The organism is Moraxella sp. ZY200743, from assembly GCF_050885545.1.
GTDB classification, from domain to species: domain Bacteria; phylum Pseudomonadota; class Gammaproteobacteria; order Pseudomonadales; family Moraxellaceae; genus Moraxella; species Moraxella haemolytica.
The window spans coordinates 1,232,415-1,252,824 of sequence record NZ_CP091313.1 but is presented as its reverse complement, the minus strand read 5'-3'; the positions used below and the strand labels follow the sequence as shown (position 1 = coordinate 1,252,824).

General features: G+C 43.3%; 18 protein-coding genes and 2 tRNA genes. 14 read left to right on the top strand and 6 right to left on the bottom strand.

The annotated features are described in order from the left end of the window. Positions 1–239: 239 nt before the first annotated feature. From L3D27_RS06085 to radA, 6 genes are all read left to right on the top strand, one after another. A complete protein-coding gene (locus tag L3D27_RS06085; protein WP_432481884.1) occupies positions 240–1,247 on the top strand; it encodes a KpsF/GutQ family sugar-phosphate isomerase in 1,008 nt (335 codons plus the stop codon). Beyond that, positions 1,247–1,789 carry a KdsC family phosphatase gene (locus L3D27_RS06080; RefSeq protein WP_373628559.1) on the top strand — a complete coding sequence of 181 codons (543 nt, stop codon included), beginning with the start codon at positions 1,247–1,249 and terminating at the stop codon, positions 1,787–1,789. Before L3D27_RS06085 ends, L3D27_RS06080 begins: the two co-directional genes overlap by 1 nt. A 62-nt stretch (positions 1,790–1,851) precedes the next feature. Beyond that, the gene (gene lptC, locus L3D27_RS06075) at positions 1,852–2,409 is read left to right on the top strand and encodes an LPS export ABC transporter periplasmic protein LptC (RefSeq protein WP_432480628.1); all 558 of its coding nucleotides are present in this window, start codon (positions 1,852–1,854) and stop codon (positions 2,407–2,409) included. Between the two features lie 131 nt (positions 2,410–2,540). Further along, positions 2,541–3,074, top strand: coding sequence for a lipopolysaccharide transport periplasmic protein LptA (gene lptA / locus L3D27_RS06070; RefSeq protein WP_284672874.1), 534 nt, complete (start codon positions 2,541–2,543; stop codon positions 3,072–3,074). A 74-nt stretch (positions 3,075–3,148) separates the two neighbouring features. Then, the gene (lptB, locus tag L3D27_RS06065; protein ID WP_284672873.1) at positions 3,149–3,880 is read left to right on the top strand and encodes an LPS export ABC transporter ATP-binding protein; all 732 of its coding nucleotides are present in this window, start codon (positions 3,149–3,151) and stop codon (positions 3,878–3,880) included. A 69-nt stretch (positions 3,881–3,949) separates the two neighbouring features. Continuing rightward, positions 3,950–5,365, top strand: a complete 1,416-nt coding sequence (gene radA, locus L3D27_RS06060; protein ID WP_284672872.1) for a DNA repair protein RadA — start codon at positions 3,950–3,952, stop codon at positions 5,363–5,365. Positions 5,366–5,499: 134 nt separating this feature from the next. On the opposite strand, the gene L3D27_RS06055 is transcribed toward radA, so the two are convergent. Next, the gene (locus L3D27_RS06055) at positions 5,500–6,081 is read right to left on the bottom strand and encodes a septal ring lytic transglycosylase RlpA family protein (RefSeq protein WP_373628561.1); all 582 of its coding nucleotides are present in this window, start codon (positions 6,079–6,081) and stop codon (positions 5,500–5,502) included. Positions 6,082–6,155: 74 nt separating this feature from the next. Then, entirely contained in the window at positions 6,156–6,302 is a 147-nt protein-coding gene (locus L3D27_RS06050; protein ID WP_432480627.1) for a hypothetical protein, read from the bottom strand. 590 nt (positions 6,303–6,892) lie between these two features. Here L3D27_RS06050 and L3D27_RS06045 point away from each other — a divergent pair. Further along, on the top strand, positions 6,893–7,729 hold the full coding sequence (locus tag L3D27_RS06045) for a D-Ala-D-Ala carboxypeptidase family metallohydrolase (RefSeq protein ID WP_432480626.1): 837 nt from the start codon (positions 6,893–6,895) through the stop codon (positions 7,727–7,729). Further along, positions 7,729–8,412, top strand: a complete 684-nt coding sequence (locus L3D27_RS06040; RefSeq protein WP_432480625.1) for a hypothetical protein — start codon at positions 7,729–7,731, stop codon at positions 8,410–8,412. Before L3D27_RS06045 ends, L3D27_RS06040 begins: the two co-directional genes overlap by 1 nt. Positions 8,413–8,531: 119 nt before the next feature. Here the strand turns inward: L3D27_RS06040 and L3D27_RS06035 are convergent. Together L3D27_RS06035 and L3D27_RS06030 are read right to left on the bottom strand one after the other, a co-directional pair. Continuing rightward, positions 8,532–8,618: transfer RNA gene (locus tag L3D27_RS06035), tRNA-Leu, on the bottom strand. 60 nt (positions 8,619–8,678) lie between these two features. Then, positions 8,679–8,752 (bottom strand) — tRNA-Cys (locus tag L3D27_RS06030). A 484-nt stretch (positions 8,753–9,236) separates the two neighbouring features. Between L3D27_RS06030 and L3D27_RS06025 the strand changes: the two genes are divergently transcribed. The 3 genes from L3D27_RS06025 to L3D27_RS06015 are packed head-to-tail and all read left to right on the top strand — an operon-like array spanning position 9,237 to position 15,412. Further along, a complete protein-coding gene (locus L3D27_RS06025) occupies positions 9,237–10,652 on the top strand; it encodes an efflux RND transporter periplasmic adaptor subunit (protein ID WP_373628564.1) in 1,416 nt (471 codons plus the stop codon). An 8-nt stretch (positions 10,653–10,660) separates the two neighbouring features. Beyond that, positions 10,661–13,795 (top strand): efflux RND transporter permease subunit, encoded by a 3,135-nt coding sequence (locus L3D27_RS06020; RefSeq protein WP_432480624.1) that lies wholly within the window; start codon positions 10,661–10,663, stop codon positions 13,793–13,795. Between the two features lie 18 nt (positions 13,796–13,813). Beyond that, positions 13,814–15,412, top strand: coding sequence for an efflux transporter outer membrane subunit (locus tag L3D27_RS06015; protein ID WP_432480623.1), 1,599 nt, complete (start codon positions 13,814–13,816; stop codon positions 15,410–15,412). Positions 15,413–15,529: 117 nt separating this feature from the next. Here L3D27_RS06015 and L3D27_RS06010 read toward each other — a convergent pair whose 3' ends face one another. Together L3D27_RS06010 and L3D27_RS06005 are read right to left on the bottom strand one after the other, a co-directional pair. Continuing rightward, on the bottom strand, positions 15,530–15,982 hold the full coding sequence (locus tag L3D27_RS06010) for a threonine/serine exporter family protein (RefSeq protein ID WP_284672866.1): 453 nt from the start codon (positions 15,980–15,982) through the stop codon (positions 15,530–15,532). Beyond that, complete coding sequence (locus L3D27_RS06005; RefSeq protein ID WP_373628567.1) at positions 15,982–16,821, bottom strand: threonine/serine ThrE exporter family protein; 840 nt, start codon at positions 16,819–16,821, stop codon at positions 15,982–15,984. The genes L3D27_RS06010 and L3D27_RS06005 overlap by 1 nt, the downstream gene beginning before the upstream one ends. A 213-nt stretch (positions 16,822–17,034) precedes the next feature. Here L3D27_RS06005 and L3D27_RS06000 point away from each other — a divergent pair, with 213 nt between their 5' ends. The 3 genes from L3D27_RS06000 to L3D27_RS05990 all read left to right on the top strand — a co-directional run bounded on the left by L3D27_RS06000 (position 17,035) and on the right by L3D27_RS05990 (position 20,314). Then, positions 17,035–17,967, top strand: coding sequence for a branched-chain amino acid transaminase (locus L3D27_RS06000; protein WP_432480622.1), 933 nt, complete (start codon positions 17,035–17,037; stop codon positions 17,965–17,967). A gap of 130 nt (positions 17,968–18,097) precedes the next feature. After that, positions 18,098–19,348 (top strand): O-succinylhomoserine sulfhydrylase, encoded by a 1,251-nt coding sequence (locus L3D27_RS05995; protein ID WP_432480621.1) that lies wholly within the window; start codon positions 18,098–18,100, stop codon positions 19,346–19,348. Positions 19,349–19,420: 72 nt separating this feature from the next. Further along, positions 19,421–20,314: a tetratricopeptide repeat protein gene (locus L3D27_RS05990; protein WP_432480620.1), complete on the top strand. Its 894-nt coding sequence runs from the start codon at positions 19,421–19,423 to the stop codon at positions 20,312–20,314. The last annotated feature ends 96 nt before the right edge of the window (positions 20,315–20,410 follow it).

The window sequence follows — 20,410 nt, the reverse complement described above, 5'->3', positions numbered from 1 at the left end:
TGGATTATTTGTGTATTTTATTGTTTTTCTTGTTATTTATACCCAAAAATACCATGAAATCAGCGTAAATTAACCTCAAATATGATATCATGACAAGAATCCACCACTCAAATACAAGTCATTAAGACAGTGTAGTATTTAAACACTATTATTATGGGGTTTTGATGGGTAGCGGGTTTTCATTCATGGATTTAAAACTTGATATGAGCTCAATGCAGGTTAAAATGGCTGTCGGTAAGATGATAAATACTCAAATAAACGAATCAAATCAGTACTCACACAGGGCTTACAGTACAGATTTTATCCAAGAAGCAATCAACGCCATCCGCACAGAACAGCAAGCTCTTGATTTGCTGATTGATGAGCTTGATGAACGCTTTAGTCAGGCGTGCGAGCTGATTTTGTCATGCCAAAGGCGAGTGGTTGTAACAGGCATGGGAAAATCAGGGCATATTGGACGCAAGATTGCAGCGACTTTGGCGTCAACAGGCACGCCTGCCTTTTTTGTGCATCCTGGTGAAGCAGGGCATGGCGATTTGGGTATGCTAGTCAAAGGCGATGTATTGATTGCCATTTCTAATTCTGGCGAGTCCGATGAGATTCGTATGCTGATTCCTGTAGTAAAGCAACTTGATATCCCACTTATCAGTATCAGTCGTGATGGTCGTGGTTTTTTGCCACAGTCGGCGGACATTGCTTTGACTTTGGGCAAATCAGAAGAAGCATGCCCATTGGGTCTGGCTCCTACATCAAGCACAACGGCAACACTGGCATTGGGCGATGCATTGGCGGTAGCACTATTGCACGCACGAGGCTTTACTAGCAATGACTTTGCTCTTTCACACCCAGCAGGGGCTTTGGGGCGTAAGTTGCTTACTCGAGTGCAAGATTTGATGCATACAGAAAACCTGCCTGTAGTCAATCATGATGCCAGTTTGCACGAGACATTGCTTGTGATGACCAGCGGTCGTTTGGGGCTTGCGGTGGTGATGAATGATATTGATGAGGTAGTGGGTGTCTTTACCGATGGCGATTTACGCCGAAAATTGGCAGGGTCTACCAAATTGACCGTTAAGATTGGCGACATCATGACCAATAGTCCCAAACATACCACCAAAGAAGTCCGAGCATCGGATGCACTCAGCATGATGAATGAATACAGCATCAGTCAGTTGCTTGTTTTAGATGAGGGAAAACTGGTGGGTGTGCTAAGCATTCATGATGTGATACAAGCTGGAGTAAGCTAATGAATGACATTACCAACCCAAGCTCAAAAATTCTAGAAAAAGCAAGCAAGATTCAGCTTTTAGCCATGGATGTTGATGGAATTTTATCTGATGGTAAAATCATCTATAATTCCTACGATGTTGAGACAAAAGCTTTTTATGTACAAGATGGTGTGGGCATCGTAGCCCTAAGGCAAGCAGGCATCATCTTGGCAATCATCACAGGGCGTAGTTCACCGATGGTGGTACGCCGTGCAACTGAACTTGGCATTCATCATGTCGTGCAAGGAAGAGATGATAAATACACAGCATTGTCCGCTCTTGCCGACAAGCTGGGTTTGCCATTAGAAGCGTGTGCTTATATGGGCGATGACCTACCTGATTTAAAGGCAATTCGTGAGGCAGGACTTGGTATTAGCGTGCCAAATGGTGTGCTGATTGTACAAGAGTATGCCGATGTCATTACCACTAGCAGGGGTGGCGAAGGAGCTGTCAGACAAGTATGCGAACTGATACTAAAAGCTCAAAATCAGTATGATGCGTTTATTGATAGGTTCTTATGATGACCATGATGGCTTATTGTATCTTTTGTCAAATTTTGTCTAGATGAATTGGTGTTGTGCGAATGAATGTTAGGATTTTAAGCGTATTTGGGATTATGGCAATCATGGTGGCAGCTTGGTTCTTTTATCAAGAAGAGGCCCAAATCAAACCTGCCACCCCATCAACTCCTGATATGTTTTATGAGGTTACCAAGCTTACAGCGACCCAAACCAACGAACATACAGGCGAGGCTGAATACACACTGACGGCAGACTCGCTGACTCAAAATGCCGCAGGCGAAGATGAAATGCTTGACGCAACCATGTATTGGCAACCATCAAAATCGGAAAAATACACCATCATCGCTAAGCGAGCCGTTCTTGACCAGATGACTGGAGAGATGAAGTTATCTGATGGTTTTAGTTTGACTCGTGAAGCGACTGATAACAAACCAAAACTTGTGATTGAGGGCGGTCAGCTAAATGGCAATACAAAGACTCGCCTACTGTCTAGCGATCAGCCTTTAAAGATTACCAATGGGCAAGATAGCTTTAAGGCAAAAGGCATGAGTGCAAATCTTGAGTTGGGTGAGTATGAATTTTATCAGATTGAAATGCTGTATCATGCCGCCAGTAGGTAAGATAGATCCTTATTTTAGGATTTCTAAATTGATTGATAAGTCTGATGATTTGTTGATTGACGGTTGTTTTAAATAAGCCCAATCAGCCATCTGAAGTTTACTCTTATTTTAAGACCATTTGAGAATAGTTTATGTCCATTGTTTCTACTCTTTTAAAATCAGCCTTATTTGTTGGCGTGTTTGGTTTACCTGTCCTTATTACAGGAGCGAATGCACTGCCTTCTGATGCCAATCAACCCATTCGCCTTTTGGCGGACCGTGCGACTTATGTGGGTAGAACGGGGGTTACGACTTATTCGGGTAATGTTACTATTGAGCAGGGGACTTTAAAAATCGCTGCCGACAATCTTACTTTAAACCTAAGTGGTGATCGCAAAATAACTTCAGCGGTTGCGTCAGGAAAGCCAGCAACATTTCAGCAAATCGTTACCAAAGAGAAGGGGGCTGCTAAAGGACAAGCAAACCGTATTGATTATAATGCCGTAACAGGCATTGTCACTCTAACGGGTAATGCCAAGCTAACTCAAGCAGCCTCAAGTTTTTCAGGCAATACCATTCGCTATAGTCTAAAAGCAGGTGATGTAGAAGCTACTGCAGGTGCTGGTCGCCGTGTAGAACTGGTCTTTCCGCCAAGTGATAACGGCTCGCATCAAGGCTTGCGTTGATTCGCTGATTAAAATGGGGCGATTTGCCCTATTTTGATGATTAGACTACACTCATTAAACAAAAAAGGAAAATCATGTCAAATACGACATTGAGCATGCGTCATCTGGGCAAGCGTTATGGCCAGCGTTGGGTGGTCAAAGATGTTTCATTTGAAGTTGAGCAAGGTCAGGTGGTTGGTATTCTAGGGCCGAATGGTGCAGGCAAGACGACCAGTTTTTATATGGTGATTGGGCTAGTGCCAATGGATCGTGGTCAAGTAATGCTTTTTGATGTGGATTTGTCCAAAAAATCCATGCATGAGCGTGCTGCTCAAGGTATTGGCTATCTGCCACAAGAAGCGTCTATCTTTCGCAAACTAACCATTGAGCAAAATATCATGGCTATTTTACAGATGCGAAAAGATTTGGATAATAAGGCCAAAAAGCACGAGCTTGAAAAGCTAATGGAAGAGTTTCACTTAGAGCATGTGCGTCATTCTTTAGGCATGAGCGTCTCAGGTGGCGAGCGTCGCCGTTGTGAGATTGCCAGAGCACTAGCAAGCAACCCCAAGTTTATCTTACTTGATGAGCCTTTTGCAGGGGTTGACCCCATCTCGGTGGGTGATATTAAAGATGTCATCAGTACCCTAAAGGCTCGTGGTATTGGTGTACTTATTACTGACCATAATGTCCGAGAGACTCTTTCTATCTGCGAAAAGGCGTATATTGTCTCAGAAGGTGCTATTATTGCTGAAGGCACTCCCAATGATATCTTGGTGAATGAGTTGGTACAAAAAGTGTATTTGGGCAAAGATTTTTCAGTGTAATGGGTAGATTGGTTAATGCTTAGTTAATCAATAAAAATAAAGCAAGGCGATAACAATAAGATAATCATCATGGCAAAAAAATCATCCTCTTATGTTTGCCAATCCTGTGGGGTAAATTTTGGTAAATGGTCGGGGCAATGTGCCGATTGTGGCGAATGGAATAGCTTGGTTGAAGCACCTGATGTCAGTATGCCACACCATAAAATTCCCAAAAAAAGCACAATTTCCACCACGAAGAATGCAAACTATGCAGGGGCAACATCTGGTGTGATGAGCCTAGATGATGTGGGTGTTACGCTTGAGACTCGTATGCCAACAGGCATAGGAGAGTTTGACCGTGTGCTTGGTGGGGGGTTGGTGGCAGGCTCGGTGGTGCTGATTGGTGGCGACCCTGGTATTGGTAAATCAACTATCTTGTTACAGACTGCCACCAACATGGCAGTCAGTGATTCTTTAGCAGGTTCAGCACTATATATCACAGGCGAAGAAAGCCTGTCGCAGGTTGCCATGCGTGCTAAGCGACTAGGCTTACCAACCGATAGATTGCGTGTGCTTGCCGAGACCAATGTTGATACCATCTGTTTGGCATTATCAGTAGAACAGCCTGCAGTAGCAGTGATTGACTCAATACAGACGCTATTTACTGATGCAATACAGTCTGCACCAGGCGGTGTGGCTCAGATTCGAGAGTCGGCGGCAATTTTGACACGCTATGCCAAGCAGACAGGAACGGCATTATTTTTGGTGGGTCATGTAACCAAAGAAGGGGCACTGGCAGGACCTCGTGTGCTTGAGCATATGGTGGATACGGTGCTGTACTTTGAAGGAGAGTCCGACAGTCGTTTTCGCATGATTCGAGCAGTAAAAAATCGTTTTGGGGCGGTTAATGAGTTGGGTATTTTTGGCATGACGGATGTAGGGTTAAAAGAAGTTGCCAATCCATCGGCGATTTTTTTAAGTCGCTACGAAAAGCCCATCGCAGGCTCTGTGGTGATGGTCAGTAGAGAAGGCACTAGACCGCTACTTGTTGAAGTTCAGGCACTGGTTGATGATGCACACGCACAGCCAAGACGCATGGCTCTTGGCTTAGACTATCAAAGACTGTCTATGCTACTTGCGGTCATGCATCGTCATGGCGGCATTCACACCAGTGGGCAGGATGTGTATGTCAATGTCGTTGGTGGTGTTAAGGTTATGGAGACTGGCTCAGATCTGGCGGTACTCTTGGCTTGTGCTTCTAGCCTTAGAGAAAAGGCCTTACCACCTCGTTTGGCGGTTTTTGGTGAAGTGGGCTTATCAGGTGAGATTCGCCCTGTGCCAAATGGCCAAGAGCGATTGCGTGAAGCGATGAAGCATGGATTTACGCACGCCATTATCCCTAAGGCGAATGCACCTAAGGCGGATAATGATCAGTTTCGTGGCATTCAGGTGATTGCAGTAGATAGGCTAGATCATGCCATTAACTGTGCATTTGAACTGGTATAGACTTGCTGATTATTATATTTATTAACTGACAATAAATTATTACGACATGACTAAAAAAACAGTCTGTTATTAAGGCTGTTTTTTATTTATCCAAGTTGTGAAACGAGTGGGTGTATGAGTTGTTGATTTGTGGATTATTCAGGTCCATCAACACGCTCAATGATGACATTGCCTGTACTACGCTGGGTCAAGCCAATGACTTTGGCAGCACCGTAGGATAAATCAAGTACACGGTCGCCTTGAAACGGACCACGATCATTGACTTTAACAACGACAGATTTGCCATTATCCTTGTTGGTAACCTTGATGTAGCAGTTTAGTGGTAGTGAGCGATGAGCAGCGGTCAATGCGTTCATGTTGAAAGTTTCGCCACTGGCAGTTTTGCGACCATGAAACTGGCGGCCATACCAAGAAGCTATGCCAGTTTGTTTAAATTTATTCATGGTATTTGATGCGGCGGCTGTCAATTTTTCTAGGACAGGCTCATCTTTGGTTTGTGATTTGCTTGGTTGGGTTAGTAATGGACTATTAAAAGTCAGTGAGACAGGTTGTCTGGCTGATTTTACTAGGCTTGATGCTCCGTTATGCTGACGAGTTAGTTCGTCAAGCACCTGCTCGATGTTGGCACCTTTATTATCTGTAGCAATCGCTGGGTTGCCTAAAGTTGCTGCTAATGCGATGCTGGTAGTAAGTACATATTTATTCATGTGTTTCATGAAAAGAACCTCTTTGGTGTTTGGTGCATTTGCTATAGAAAGGTTCATCTGATGCACCAAGCCATTTGATGAATTTATTTCATTGCATTGCATATGGTAAATACATTCATCAAAGGCAAATCATGGTTATCTTCTTGTGCGTCATCATGATAATAATAACGCATGATAATAGCATGAGAGTAAGTACCTAAAATCAAGGTTTTTTTTGCGTGGTTTATCATGATTAAGTGGTGGATAAACACTGCGTTTGAGCTTAAACAGATGGCTGTTGAATTTAGGTTTTAAAGAAAGTGTTATGTACTTTAACTAAAAGATACATCTAAACATTCATCATCTATCAAAAGCTGAATTATGACGCTTGATAAAAACTACTATTGCAATTTGGTCTTGTTTATATAGTAACACTATTTTGATAAATCACAAGTATATTAATTCTATAAAAATCATTAGGTTAAATAATAATTGTCAGCCAATAGCATTTGGTTTTCTTAGAATTTAACTGGTTGGTGGCGTTGTGTGGCGTGGATAATTTGCAATTGCAAAGTTAACCGTGTTTGATGGTTAGCGAGTGGTTTTTGGTATATTAAGTAAATAATAGTTTAGAAAATCTAAATAAAAGAAAAAAATGATATTTTAAATTATTGGGCTAGATAATGGATGTTTTTCATTTGATGAATTTGGTAGTATAATGACATTTTTGGCGTGCGTCATTGAAGCTAGATATTTTATTTGTGCGGTATTGGTGTCTTAAATCTGTTATGATATGACAGATATTGTTGTTTATTATAATGGGTTGTATGGGGTCTTATTTATGATTTTGGATATAAACAATCAGCATAAAAAACTGCCATCTTGGGCGGTTGTGCTGGGTGTATGCACCGCCTTTGGGCTAAGTGCTTGTGCTGGCACACCTTTAGAGTCAAATACGCAGACCATCAAAGTGGTAAAAAAATACACCCAAGTTCCATCAAGCAAACCCATTTTATCCCAACCATTAACCGAACCTAGAACGCTTTTGGTTATCAATCATGATGATCACCAGCACAGTCATGAACTCCCAAGAAAGGTGGGTACTAAGGAAGATTTTGAGACTTGGCTAAGAACGCATCCACATCATCAATCTCAAGTTTTTGCTTATGAGCAGTATCTTGCTGCGGCACTTGGTGGACGACTACCACCCATGCATGAGCTTTTGACGACAGCACGCTCTTGGCAATCGTGTGGTTATGAGCCTTATGAAGTGCCACCCCAAGAGCTATGGTCATCGATGGTGCCTACATTAAGATTGTATGACGAACTTCTAACTTTAGGGATTCTACCTGCTGACACACAGATACGCTCGGTGTATCGCAATCCTGAGTTGAACCGTTGTGCAGGCGGAGCACCCAGCAGTAAGCACATGAGTAATGGGGCGATAGATATTTGGGTGCCTAGCTTTGAGATGGGTAGCAGACAACTATATCAGTTGCAAGAAGGGTTGTGCGAATATTGGCTATATCAAGGCTTGGAGCATAATTTTGGTCTGGGGCTGTACGCCACAGGAGCAATCCATCTAGACACGCAAGGTTATCGTAAGTGGGGAGCTCAGTTTTCTCAAAGTCATTCACTCTGCCGTTACACTCCACCAAAGAACAGCGAGTCAAATTGATGATGAATGAGCAAAATGCACATTGTCGTCATGTACTAGATTTGCTCGGGGTCAATCTTTGGGCAAAGACGACCACGACCATCCATAGCCTGCCTGCCGTAGCGTTTGATCGCTTTAATCAAAAGTCATCAGTTAGTTTAGATGGTTTGGTGGCATCAGTCAATCAGCCATCTGATGTGGTTGGCGATGTCATGGATGGTGTCAATGAAGCTGATCAGTCCGATAAAATGGAAGTGTTGGATTGGCAAGAGGTGGCTACAAATATAAGCACAAAACACGATGCTGATATCAGCTACGAGGTTGAGGGTATTCGTGCAGGCAAGTGGGTGCTAATAGCTGATGTTAGCACCAGTAGTCGTGAGGAACGATTGGTTTGGATGTCGCTAAAGTCTGCCCTATCTTGTTGGACGAAGGATTGTGGATGTTTTTTTGATTTTCATCGTATCAGCTATCCTATGAGTGATGAACTCTCAAGTACACCAACCCTAGCCCAGATATGTTTTGATGGCTTTGTACTGCGTTTGCAGATGCTAGAGGAATTTTCTGAACAGGTCATTTTGCTTAATGGTCTAAATGAATACATCACGCATCAAAGCAAGATAGATAAAGAGATACCAACTTTGGCAGTAATGACAAAAGACGCAAGCAGAAAAAAACAATTATGGCAGCTAATCACGACTTAGGTGGTGTGGTTATTTAACGGCTTTATCTGTTTAATTGGTGGGTTGAATAGATGGGGTGTTTGAATTGACCAAAAAATAAAACCCTTGAAATATCAAAAATATTTCAAGGGTCTTGAAGATGGTGCCCGGAGCCGGACTCGAACCGGCACGCTCGTGAGAGCGAGGGATTTTAAATCCCTTGTGTCTACCAATTTCACCACCCAGGCGAGAGTATTTTTTTAAATCATCAATCTATAACGATTAAAAAAACTAAAAATAATCTAAAATGGAGGCTGGAGTCGGAATCGAACCGGCGTACACGGAGTTGCAGTCCGCTGCATGACCACTCTGCCATCCAGCCTTATTAAGTTGGACGCTATGATAACAAAATTTTGTAAAAATGCAAGAACTTTTTTGCAAAATTTTTTATTTTTATAAAAATTCTGCTTTTTTAATGATTATGATGCATAGTTGTACATACTTTTTATAAAAAAGCAATCTAATTTTTTGACAAACTGTGTAGAAAAACCCAAGTTTATCAACGCTTTTTTGGGTATAATAAAAGCCTTTTTGCATGAATGCAACAAGAGAAAATAGATAGTATGGTTTTTAATGAGCGGTATTGCTATTTTTTTGTTTATTCGGCGTTGCTAACTTTTGTCTGGCATACAGTTTGCCGGACTTGGGGCGGTTTTAGGGGTTTGCTTTCTTGGGTGCTTGCTTAATGCTTATTGGTGTGTTGTAACCAACTAAAAAATCAAAGCCGTAAAACTTATTGTTTTAATTATTCTAAGTATTTTAATCATTTAAAAAACTTTTTTGAGTTCAAAAATTAAAAGGTTCTTATGAAACTAAGTGTAAGAGCAGTGATGATTGCTGCGGTATTTTCAAGTATGGCGTTGGTGACTGCTTGCAATAAGTCCGACCAAGCCAAACAGGCATCAGCCCAACAGCAGATGCCACCTGTAGTGGTTGATGTGCAGACCATTAACCTAACCTCAATACCAATGACCAAGACTTTCTCAGGTCGTGTGGCGGCGGTTGAAACCTCAGAGGTGCGTCCACAAGTAACAGGTATTATTGATGAGATTTTATTTCATGAAGGCGGTTTTGTGCGTGCAGGTCAGCCACTATATCGCATCAATACAGATAATTACGCCAGTGCCATCAATTCAGGCAAAGCGTCGGTAGCTAGTGCAGAAGCTGCCGCCCAAAATGCTCGTGCTGTCCATGCACAAGCACAAGCCAATCTGACCGCACAGCAAGCAATGTTGACACAGGCACAAGCTGATTTGGCCAGACTAAAAGATTTGGTGGAGGTGGATGCGGTATCCAAGCAGGTCTATGACCAAGCCATCACTGCCGTGCGTACTGCTGAGGCAAATGTTGGGGCGGCACAAGCGACCGTTGCACAGGCTAGAGCAAGCATTGGCAGTGCTGATGCGGCGATTAATAGTGCCAAAGCTAGCTTAAACGCCAGTGAACTGGATTATAGTCGTACCATAGTCAGAGCTCCTATTAGTGGTAAAATTGGTATCTCGGCGGTTACCAATGGAGCATTGGTTGCTGCCAATCAGGCTAATGCACTGGCCACCATCGCACGCACAGATTATGTGTATGTGGATATCAGTCAATCATCTTCAGAGATGTTGCGTTTGCGTCAGCAGATTGCAGAAGGTAAGGCATCGTATGGCGGTCCTGAAGTGCAAATCGTGCTTGAAGATGGTGAGGCTTATCCGCTGATGGGTCAGCTTATCTTAGCAGATGCTAGAGTTGATGAGTCAACAGGCTCTGTTACTATTCGTGCGGTATTTGCCAATCCAGATGGCGTGCTAATCCCTGGTATGTATGTTAATGCCAAGTTAATGCAATCTATCGTCAATAATGCTGTGGCTTTGCCACAAAGTGCAATCACTCGCACGCCAAAAGGTGAGACCCAAGTTTATGTGGTCAATCAAGATAAAAAAATAGAAGCTCGTATTGTGAAGACTGCAGGGACTTTTCAAGGTCAATGGGTAATCACTGAGGGACTAGTAGATGGTGATCAAGTGGTCATGGTTGGTGCTGCTAAAGTCAAACCCGATCAATTGGTTGAGACTCGTCCTTATACATCAAGCCAACCAAAGCAGGCAGGCGTGTCTGGTATGGCAGGTCAAAATACTGTCATGGCACCGCAAGCTGACAATAGCAACAGCAAGCCGAATGTTCAGAATGCTCAGCGACAAAATGAAGATGCCAAAGAAGCATCTGTGGCACAATAGGAGCGTTTATGTCAGAGTTTTTTATTAAAAGACCCATCTTTGCATGGGTAATTGCCATTTTAATTATGCTGGTGGGCGTGATTTCTGTATTTAAAATGCCTGTCGCTCAGTATCCAGAAATCGCACCACCGACAGTAACAATTAGTGCTGTTTATCCAGGTGCGGATGCTCAGACGGTAGAAAATTCGGTAACGCAAGTCATCGAGAGACAGATGAAAGGCTTAGATGGCATGATGTATATGTCATCAAGCTCATCAGCACAAGGTATGGCATCGGTTGAGCTAACCTTTAAAAACGGCACCGATCCAGATACCGCCCAAGTGCAAGTACAAAACAAACTCCAAGCAGCGACATCGTCTTTACCAGAAGCGGTGCAAAGACAGGGATTGACTGTGAACAAATCATCATCGTCATTTTTGATGGTGGTTGGCTTTATTTCTGAAGATGGCAGTATGGATAAGACCGATATTGCCGATTATCTCAATTCAAGCATTGTTGATCAGATCAGCCGTGTACAAGGCGTGGGCAATGTCAATGTTTTTGGTTCTGAATATGCCATGCGTATTTGGTTAGATCCTGAAAAACTTCGTGCTTATTCGCTCATGCCATCAGACATTGCCACTGCCGTCAATGCCCAAAATGCCCAAGTGTCAGCCGGTCAGCTTGCTGCTGCACCATCTAATGAAGAAGCACAGGTAATTAACGCCACCGTTACCGTGCAAAGTTATCTACAGACTGCTGAGGAGTTTGGTAATATTTTGCTAAAAGCAGATGCTCAGGGGGCACAAGTTCGCCTAAAAGATGTGGCAAAAGTAGAAATCGGCTCGGAAAACTATGGCTACAACTCTTTATACAATGGTAAAGAGGCGGCGGGTATTGGCATTATGTTGGCTTCGGGTTCAAACGCTCTAGAAGTGCGTGAAGCAGTCCAACAAAAGCTTGATCAACTTGCTAAAAGCTATCCTAAAGGATTGACTGCGGTCGTGCCTTATGATACCACGCCATTTGTTCGCTTATCAATTGAGCAGGTGGTACATACGCTGATTGAGGCGATTGTGTTGGTGTTTTTGGTCATGTTTTTGTTTTTACAAAACTGGCGTGCCACCATCATTCCAACCCTTGCGGTGCCTGTGATCATCTTAGGTACATTTGCAGTACTGCTTGTTGCTGGTTTTAGTATCAATATTCTCACTATGTTTGCCTTAGTGCTTGCCATCGGTTTGCTTGTTGATGACGCCATTGTTGTGGTGGAGAATGTTGAGCGTATCTTGGAAGAAAACCCAACCATCTTAGTTAAAGACGCTACCATCCAATCAATGAGAGAAATCAGCAAAGTACTGATTGGTATTGCTCTGATTTTATCGGCGGTATTTGTGCCGATGGCGTTTTTTGGTGGTTCAACAGGGGTAATTTATCGTCAGTTTGCCATCACGCTGATTGCAGCGATGTCATTGTCGGCGGTTGTTGCTTTGATTTTTACACCCGCACTTTGTGTTACTATCTTAAAGCGTAAAGCTCATCAAGATATCGAGCATCAAAAAGGATTTTTTGGTTGGTTTAATCGTCTATTTCGTGATGCCAGCTTAAAATATGAAAAAATTGTTGGCAAGAGCTTTAATCTTAAGTGGTTATATGGCATTGGCTATGCACTCATTATTCTTGTGCTTGGTGTGCTGTTTACTAGACTGCCTCATTCTTTTGTTCCAGAAGAAGATCAAGGCGTGCTGTTTACGATGGTGCAGACTCCAGTCGGCTCAACAACCAAAGACACCCAAGCGGTGCTTGATGATGTGAGTGCGTATTTTAACAATCAAGAAAAAGATAATATTGAGTCCATCTTTACCGTAACAGGCTTTAGCTTTATGGGAGGTGGTCAGAACAACGGTATTGCTTTTATTCGCCTAAAAGATTGGGATGAGCGTACTGCCCCTGGCACCGATGCAGCGAGTATCGCAGGCAAGGCGATGGGGTATTTTATGACGCAATATAATAAAGCAAATGTCTATACTTTAGCACCACCATCGATACAAGGTCTAGGTAGCTCTAGCGGTTTTGATTTTGTCTTGCAAGATACAGGTGGCGTGGGTCATGTAGCTCTACTTGAGGCACGCAATATGCTACTGGGTATGGCAGCTCAAAAGCCAGATGTGCTGTCAGGTGTGCGTCCTAATGGACAAGAAGACTCGCCACAGCTAAAAGTGAATGTCAATCATGACCAAGCTGCTGCCTACGGTTTATCCATTAGCGACATCAACCGCACCATCTCAATGGGTTGGGGTTCGGCGAAACTTGGTGATTTTGTTGACCGTGGTCGCATTAAGTCTGTTTATATTCAAGGTGATCCCATGTCTCGCACAACGCCTGAAGATATCGGCAAATGGTATGTGCGTAACTCTGGTGGCAATATGATTGGTTTTGATACCTTTGCAACAAGTGAGTGGACTTATGGTTCGCCACGACTAACCCGATATAACAGCTTGCCAAGCATCAGCATTCAAGGAGCATCTGCACCTGGAAAATCAAATGGGGAAGCGGTGGCCGCAATGGAAGCAATCGCCAGTCAGTTGCCTGATGGCATTGGTTTTGAGTGGACTGGTTTAACCTTGCAAGAACAACAATCGGGTTCGCAAGCACCTTGGCTGTATGCGATTTCCATTCTTGTGGTCTTCTTATGTCTAGCGGCATTGTATGAAAGCTGGTTGATTCCGTTTTCGGTGATGATGGTTGTGCCACTTGGTGTCTTAGGTGCGATTACTTTTACTTGGTTGCGTGGCTTTGATAATGATGTGTATCTGCAAGTTGGTCTATTGACAGTGATTGGTCTATCAGCCAAAAACGCCATTTTGATTATTGAGGTTGCAAAGGAGCTTCAAGAAAAAGGTTGGGCATTAAAAGATGCGGTCATGCGAGCTGCTCGCCAGCGTTTGCGTCCAATCATCATGACTTCGCTTGCCTTTGGTATCGGTGTTGTGCCGTTGTATGTTGCAACTGGTGCAGGTTCTGGCAGTCAAAATGCAGTTGGTACAAGTGTGTTTGGTGGTGTGATTATGGCGACTTTCTTGGGCGTGTTCTTTATTCCAATGTTCTACATCTGGGTTCGCTCAATCTTTCCGCACAAACCTGCCAAAACTGACGCACAGTAGCAATCATAAGGAGAATTTATGAAAACTAATAACACAATTCGTCTGTCTGCACTATCTGCATTAGCACTTGCCATGACGGCGTGTAGCACCATTCCAAAGCAGGCGGATACGATGGTTGCTAAGCATAATTTGGCGATTGATAAGTCTTATCAAGTGCTAGACGCACAAACCACCAGTTTGGCAGAAGCACCAAGCGTAGCCGCCATGCGTTGGCAGGATTTTTATGCAGATGATAAACTAAAATCGTTGATTGAGATGGGTCTAAATAACAACAAAGACCTTCAAAAAGCCTTGCTAGCCATTCAAAGCTCTCGTGCTCAGTATCAAATCACCACCGCCGATGGTATGCCCAAGCTGGGGGTGTCAGGTGGGGTGAATCGTTCGGCAAATGCTGCCGACCGCAATGCCAGTAGTGGCTATAATGTCAATCTTGCCATGCCAGGTTATGAGATTGACCTGTGGGGCAAGATTGCCAATGCTAAAGATGCGGCACTACATAATTATCTGGCGACCAATTCTGCCAAAGATGCGGTGCAGATTTCTTTGATTTCTAGTATTGCCCAAAGCTATGTTAATCTAAGTTATGCCTTAGCTCAGCGTCATCTTGCCCTAGAGACGCTAAAAACTCGTGAGCATTCACTAGATATTACTAATAAACGCTTTGCTGCAGGGATTGACGCTCGGTCCCCAAGCCTGCAAGCAGAGGCATCGCTAGAGGCAGCCAAACTTGCCATCTACCAAGCAGATACCGGCATTTTGCAAGCACGCAACGCCTTGCAGCTACTTTTGGGGGCACCGATTCCTGATGAGTTGATGCCTGACATGGCGGTGGATAACATCACAACTCAATCGCTCTTTAGTGCAGGTCTGCCAAGCGAGCTTTTGTATTATCGTCCCGATGTGGTGCAAGCAGAGCATCTCCTAAAGGCAGCGGGAGCTAACATTAATGTCGCTCGTGCTGCTTATTTTCCTTCAATTAGTCTGACGGGCAATTTGGGATTTAGCTCAGCAAGCCTAAGTGATTTATTAAAATCAACTGCCTTTGGTTGGTCGGTTGGTCCATCAATCAACTTGCCGATTTTTGATGCAGGAATACGCCGTGTTAACTACCAGATGGCGGAAGTTGCCCAAAAAAGTGCATTGGTGTCTTATGAAAAAGCCATTCAGACTGCCTTTAAGGAGGTGGGCGATGTATTGGCAGCTCGTGCAACTTTAGGTAGGCAGTTAGAGTCGCAATATAAGCTACAAAGCAATTACCAACAAACTTACAAAATTGCTCATGCACGCTTTCGCTCGGGACTAGATGATTATCTAAGTGTGTTAGATGCTGAGCGTTCACTGTTTGCCAATCAGCAAAATATCTTAAACCTAGAATTGCAAAAAATTCTAAGTCAGATTCAGCTGTATCAAGCCTTAGGTGGTGGTGCAACCTTGACAGCCGAACAGATTGCTGGCATTGAAAAACAGCGTCAAATCATGCGTGCAATGGCATCGACCGCAAGTGTCGAACAACCACAAGACGAGCCTGTCAAGGTAACTAAAATCATACAAGTGGTACAACCTGCACCAAACAATGATAAGGTTAAGCCTGTTACACAACAGGTGGATACGCCTTAGTGTGCCAAGCTCCCACTTTTTGTTATTTTGACAAAACATTGACAATAAAAAACGCTCATTGCTTGATGAGCGTTTTTTATTTTTTGATTAAAATGAATTAAGTACATTGTAGGGCAGCTAAACAATGGGTTTTCTGCGATAAAATAAAATGCCAGGAATGGACAATCCAAGCACTAAGGCTGAGATGATAAAAATTGCTTCAAAAAAATACTGCATCATGGTAATAAATAGCGTCATATCAAAACCAAAATAACCGATTTGTACCATGCTTACCATCGCTTTATAAGCGGCAATACCAGGCATTAAACAAATCACACTTGGCACAATCAATGCCTTTGGCGGTAGGCGAAATCGTTGAGCAAACCACACGCCTGCAAAACTGGCAAACATTGAACCAAAGAAAGTTGCCACCGCCAAATGAATGCCAAAATCCACCATTAGGCTTTTTGTGCCAAAACCTAGGACAGTCATGAACAGGCAATAAACAATATAACGACTAGGCAAGGTAAGCATCAAGCACCATCCAAGCGTGATAACACATGATAACAAAATATCGGAAATGAGCCACATCATAGCCCCCAATGTGGAATTTGTAATAAAATTAAAGCAATCACTATGCCAACGCACGCTGATAAGGTCAACATACTGGCAAACATCCACCTGCCTACACCCATATTAATGTAGCCTTTTAGAATATCCGACAAGGCATTAATGATGGGGAAACTTGGTACGAGCAAAAGCACGCTGGCAGCAACAGCAATATCAGCCTTATCGCCAAGACTTACCAAACCATTTAAATCTAAAAAGTACGCCGACGCTCCCAATAGCGTGGCAACAAAAGCGGTGATGATGACCACAACAAAAGGGTTGAAATGATGAGCGGATAAGTATAAGCGTATCCGCATGGCACAAAATCCAGCCACCAAAGTAATGGTAGCAATCACCAGATTGCCACCATTTAGATAAGCAAAGCACGCACAAGAAAAACCTACAAAAAGCGACATCAGGGCATTGGGGTAGGTGGTTCGGTCAATGCTGTTTAGTTGTTTTTCAACTTCGTCAATCAAAGTTTCGTTTTTGGTGGCGGATTCGGCATACATGACAATCTGCTGAATCTGCACCAAGATGCTAACATTGATGCCTTGATGAATGGTGTTTCTGGCGGTGGTGATACAGCGACCATTGTATAGCGTGGTTAAGGTTACGGCATTAAAAGACAAAGCACATTCCACGCCACCCACACCCAAAGACACGCCGAGTCGTTTTGTTAAGTCAACCACCACCGCCGATTCTCCACCGTATTGCATGAATAGCAATGCACATCGTACGCATAATCTGGTGATGCGTTGTTGTTCTTCATAGCTGATATAGGGTAGTCTGCGGGGCTTGCTTTCGCTAACGATAGGCATGAGTGTGATGGATTTGTTGGTTATGTTTTGGTTGTATTTGTCGGTGTATTGTAAAGCTAAACGACAAAAAAATCATCATGATGGCACAATTTTTAAGAAAATTTTTCAAAAACGCTGTAGAAAATATTGCAAAAGCCCTAAAGGGTGCTATAATCACTAAACACTCCCTTTTTTATTTGTAATTTTTACGATCAAAAACTCTAAGGAATACTCATGAATATGGCAACCAACCCAGGTAAATTATGGATAGATGGTACGATTGTCAAGCAACCAGATGCGAAAGTCCATGTTTTGACGCACAGCCTGCATTATGGTTTGGCGGTGTTTGAAGGTGTGCGTGCTTATCAGACACCTGATGGGCGTACTGCGATTTTTCGCCTACATGAGCATACCGAAAGACTACTAAACTCCGCCAAAATCTTTCAGCTAAATGTGCCTTATGACCATGATACGCTAGTACAAGCCCAAAAAGATGTGGTTCGTGAAAGCGGTTTATCAGCAGCGTATATCCGTCCGTTGATTTGGGTGGGTTCTGAAAAATTGGGCATCGCAGCCAAAGACAATACCATTCATGCCGCTGTTGCTGCTTGGCATTGGGGTGCGTATTTGGGCGAAGATGGTATCAAAAATGGTATCCGTGCTAAAACTTCAAGTTATACGCATCATCATCCAAATGTTACCATGTGTAAAGCAAAAGCTGCCGCTAACTATCCTGTATCTATTTTAGCCAATCAAGAGGCGACCAAAGCTGGCTATGATGAAGCCATCTTGATGGACCCATTGGGCTATGTATGTCAAGGTTCTGGTGAAAATCTATTCTTAGTAAAAAATGGTGAGTTACACACACCTGATTTAGCAGGTGGTGCATTAGACGGTATTACTCGCCGTACGATTATCCATTTTGCCAATGATTTGGGTATTAAGGTAGTAGAAAGACGCATTACTCGTGATGAGTTTTATTTAGCCGATGAAATTTTCATGACAGGCACAGCTGCTGAAGTTACGCCGATTCGTGAATATGATGATCGAGTGATTGGTAATGGCTCTCGTGGTGAAATCACCGAAAAACTACAAACGCTTTATTTTGATGTTGTGCAAGGTCGCAACGAGCAATACAAGCATTGGCTGTCATTTGTTGATGAATAATCGGTTGAATATCAATAAAAGAGGCGGGCTTCATACCGTCTTTTTTATTTGTATTAGCATGAAAACGAGTGATGAAAATTGTGTTATCATAGAGATATGTTGATTTGATGATTGATAAAAAGGTGTAAGTATGACAATTTTGGATGATAATTGGCAATCTGATGCCCTAGACCCATCTTTAGGATTTTTTGAACAAACTTTGGCGGTAAGAGGTGGTTATCACCGTACGGACGAAGGTGAACATAGTGAGGCGATTTTTGCTACCAGTAGCTATGTCTATGCGTCTGCCAAAGATGCCGCCGACCATTTCAACGGTAACAAAAAGGGCAATGTGTATTCTCGCCATACCAACCCAACTGTGCGAGCCTTTGAACGCAGACTTGCTTTGTTAGAAAATGGCGAACGGTGTGTTGCGACTGCCAGTGGCATGGGGGCGATTTTGACAATGTGCCTTGCTTATCTTCAAGCAGGCGACCATTTATTGTGTGCCAAGCAATTGTTCGGTTCATCGGTGGCTTTGTTTGACACTTATTTTAAAGGCTTTGGTGTAGAGGTATCTTATGTGGATTGCTTTGATACTGACGCTTGGAAAGGTGCCATACAGCCTAATACTAAGGTTTGTTATCTTGAAAGCCCAAGCAATCCTTTGGCTCAGATTGCTGATATTACTAAGATTGCTAAAATCGCCCATGAAAATGGGGCATTGCTCATCGTGGATAACTGTTTTGGCACCCCAGTCATTCAAAAGCCTTTGGAGCTAGGGGCGGATATCGTCATTCATTCGGCATCTAAATACATAGATGGTCAAGGACGGGTTTTGGGAGGTGCATTGGTTGGTTCTGAGACATTCATGGAAAAAGCCTTTGGTGTGGTGCGTACTGGTGGCATAAGTTTATCTCCCTTTAATGCGTGGGTGTTACTAAAAGGTCTAGAAACCTTGTCCATTCGCATGAAAACCCACTGCGAGAATGCAAACCGTGTGGCGGAGTTTTTAAATCAACACCCAAAAGTAGCCAAGGTGCATTTTTCAGGACTTTCTAATCATCCTTCGCATGAAGTTGCCAAACGCCAGCATACGGCTTTAAGTGGCGTTGGAGGTGGCGAAATACAAGGAGCGTTTGGAGCGATTATTGGTTTTGAGGTGGCAGGTCAGCATGAAGCATGGCATATCATTGATAGCACAAGAATGATTAGTATCACCAATAACTTAGGCGATGCTAAGACCACCATTACCCATCCTGCCACCACTACTCATTTTCGCATGACTCCCGAGCAACGGCTGGAAGCAGGCGTGAATGATGGGCTGATACGCTTATCGGTAGGGCTTGAAAGTGTAGAGGATATTATCAAGGATTTGGCACGAGGATTAGACAGCCTGTAATATGGCCAAAATTTGATGTTAAAATTGATGTTTTTAGGTAATTTTTCGTTTATTGGATAAAAGAAGTCGGCAATGAGTTTTCTTAATAAGTTATTTAAAAGAAATAATCATAATGATTCCATCGCTAATGTCAGAAAGTCAATCAACCATGACACACAAGCAGAGCATGACAAGGCGGTGGCATTGTATGATAAAGCAACTATGCATTATCAGCAGGGCGGCTATGAGCAGGCGGCGGAATTGCTCATGGCTGCGGCGGCATTAGGCTTGGCGGACGCACAGCGTAGCTTGGGTGTCATGCACTGTCAGGGTATGGGTGTACGGCAGGACTATGAAAAGGGGCATGAGTTGTTCATGAAGTCTGCCGAACAGGGCAATATCAAGGCTTATCATAATTTGGGTGTGATGTATTATCATGGTTTTGGGGTAACGCAAAATTATCAAACAGCATTTTCTTGGTATGAAAAAGCTGCTAGCAGCGATTATGCTGAATCTTGTCATAATATCGCACTCATGTATGAGTATGGCGTTGGCGTACCAACCAATGATGATGAAGCGGTTAAGTGGCACAAAAAAGCAGGCGAACTTGGTATGGTGCTGTCTTATTTAAACTTGGGTAATTTGTACTGCGTGGGTCGTGGCGTTCCCCAAGATTATGCAGAAGCCATGGAGTGTTTTAAAAAATCAGCGATGGGCGGTATTCCAGAAGCCAGCTACAATTTGGCAGTACATTATCAGCGAGGCGAGGGTATTACTCAGGATCTGGCGGCAGCTTTTGATCATTTTAAAGAGGCGGCCGAGTCTGACTTTGCCCCTGCCATGCACCAATTGGCACTGTGTTACCTAGATGGTCAGGGTATAAAAAAAGATGAGCAAAAAGGAAAAGAATGGCTACAAAAGGCGGCGACCCAAGACCATGAACCATCCATTAGCTTATTAAACAGACTGTCTGCCGATGGTAAATAGCTAGCCTGATGAATGGTAAAGATTAGCCGATTGCTTTTTTGGGCGATTGGGGTGGTGCTAATATTTGTGATTAAAAAACCATGCGAACTCAGGTTT

Excerpts from the sequence above, each read along its gene's own strand:
- L3D27_RS06055 (WP_373628561.1), bottom strand. The coding sequence starts at position 6,081 with ATGAAACACATGAATAAATATGTACTTACTACCAGCATCGCATTAGCA.
- radA (WP_284672872.1), top strand. The coding sequence starts at position 3,950 with ATGGCAAAAAAATCATCCTCTTATGTTTGCCAATCCTGTGGGGTAAAT.
- lptC (WP_432480628.1), top strand. The coding sequence starts at position 1,852 with ATGAATGTTAGGATTTTAAGCGTATTTGGGATTATGGCAATCATGGTG.
- L3D27_RS06010 (WP_284672866.1), bottom strand. The coding sequence starts at position 15,982 with ATGTGGCTCATTTCCGATATTTTGTTATCATGTGTTATCACGCTTGGA.
- L3D27_RS06020 (WP_432480624.1), top strand. The coding sequence starts at position 10,661 with ATGTCAGAGTTTTTTATTAAAAGACCCATCTTTGCATGGGTAATTGCC.
- lptB (WP_284672873.1), top strand. The coding sequence starts at position 3,149 with ATGTCAAATACGACATTGAGCATGCGTCATCTGGGCAAGCGTTATGGC.
- L3D27_RS06050 (WP_432480627.1), bottom strand. The coding sequence starts at position 6,302 with ATGATAAACCACGCAAAAAAAACCTTGATTTTAGGTACTTACTCTCAT.
- L3D27_RS06005 (WP_373628567.1), bottom strand. The coding sequence starts at position 16,821 with ATGCCTATCGTTAGCGAAAGCAAGCCCCGCAGACTACCCTATATCAGC.
- L3D27_RS05995 (WP_432480621.1), top strand. The coding sequence starts at position 18,098 with ATGACAATTTTGGATGATAATTGGCAATCTGATGCCCTAGACCCATCT.
- L3D27_RS06015 (WP_432480623.1), top strand. The coding sequence starts at position 13,814 with ATGAAAACTAATAACACAATTCGTCTGTCTGCACTATCTGCATTAGCA.
- L3D27_RS06000 (WP_432480622.1), top strand. The coding sequence starts at position 17,035 with ATGAATATGGCAACCAACCCAGGTAAATTATGGATAGATGGTACGATT.
- L3D27_RS06080 (WP_373628559.1), top strand. The coding sequence starts at position 1,247 with ATGAATGACATTACCAACCCAAGCTCAAAAATTCTAGAAAAAGCAAGC.
- L3D27_RS06040 (WP_432480625.1), top strand. The coding sequence starts at position 7,729 with ATGATGAATGAGCAAAATGCACATTGTCGTCATGTACTAGATTTGCTC.
- L3D27_RS06025 (WP_373628564.1), top strand. The coding sequence starts at position 9,237 with ATGAAACTAAGTGTAAGAGCAGTGATGATTGCTGCGGTATTTTCAAGT.
- L3D27_RS06045 (WP_432480626.1), top strand. The coding sequence starts at position 6,893 with ATGATTTTGGATATAAACAATCAGCATAAAAAACTGCCATCTTGGGCG.
- L3D27_RS06085 (WP_432481884.1), top strand. The coding sequence starts at position 240 with ATGATAAATACTCAAATAAACGAATCAAATCAGTACTCACACAGGGCT.
- L3D27_RS05990 (WP_432480620.1), top strand. The coding sequence starts at position 19,421 with ATGAGTTTTCTTAATAAGTTATTTAAAAGAAATAATCATAATGATTCC.
- lptA (WP_284672874.1), top strand. The coding sequence starts at position 2,541 with ATGTCCATTGTTTCTACTCTTTTAAAATCAGCCTTATTTGTTGGCGTG.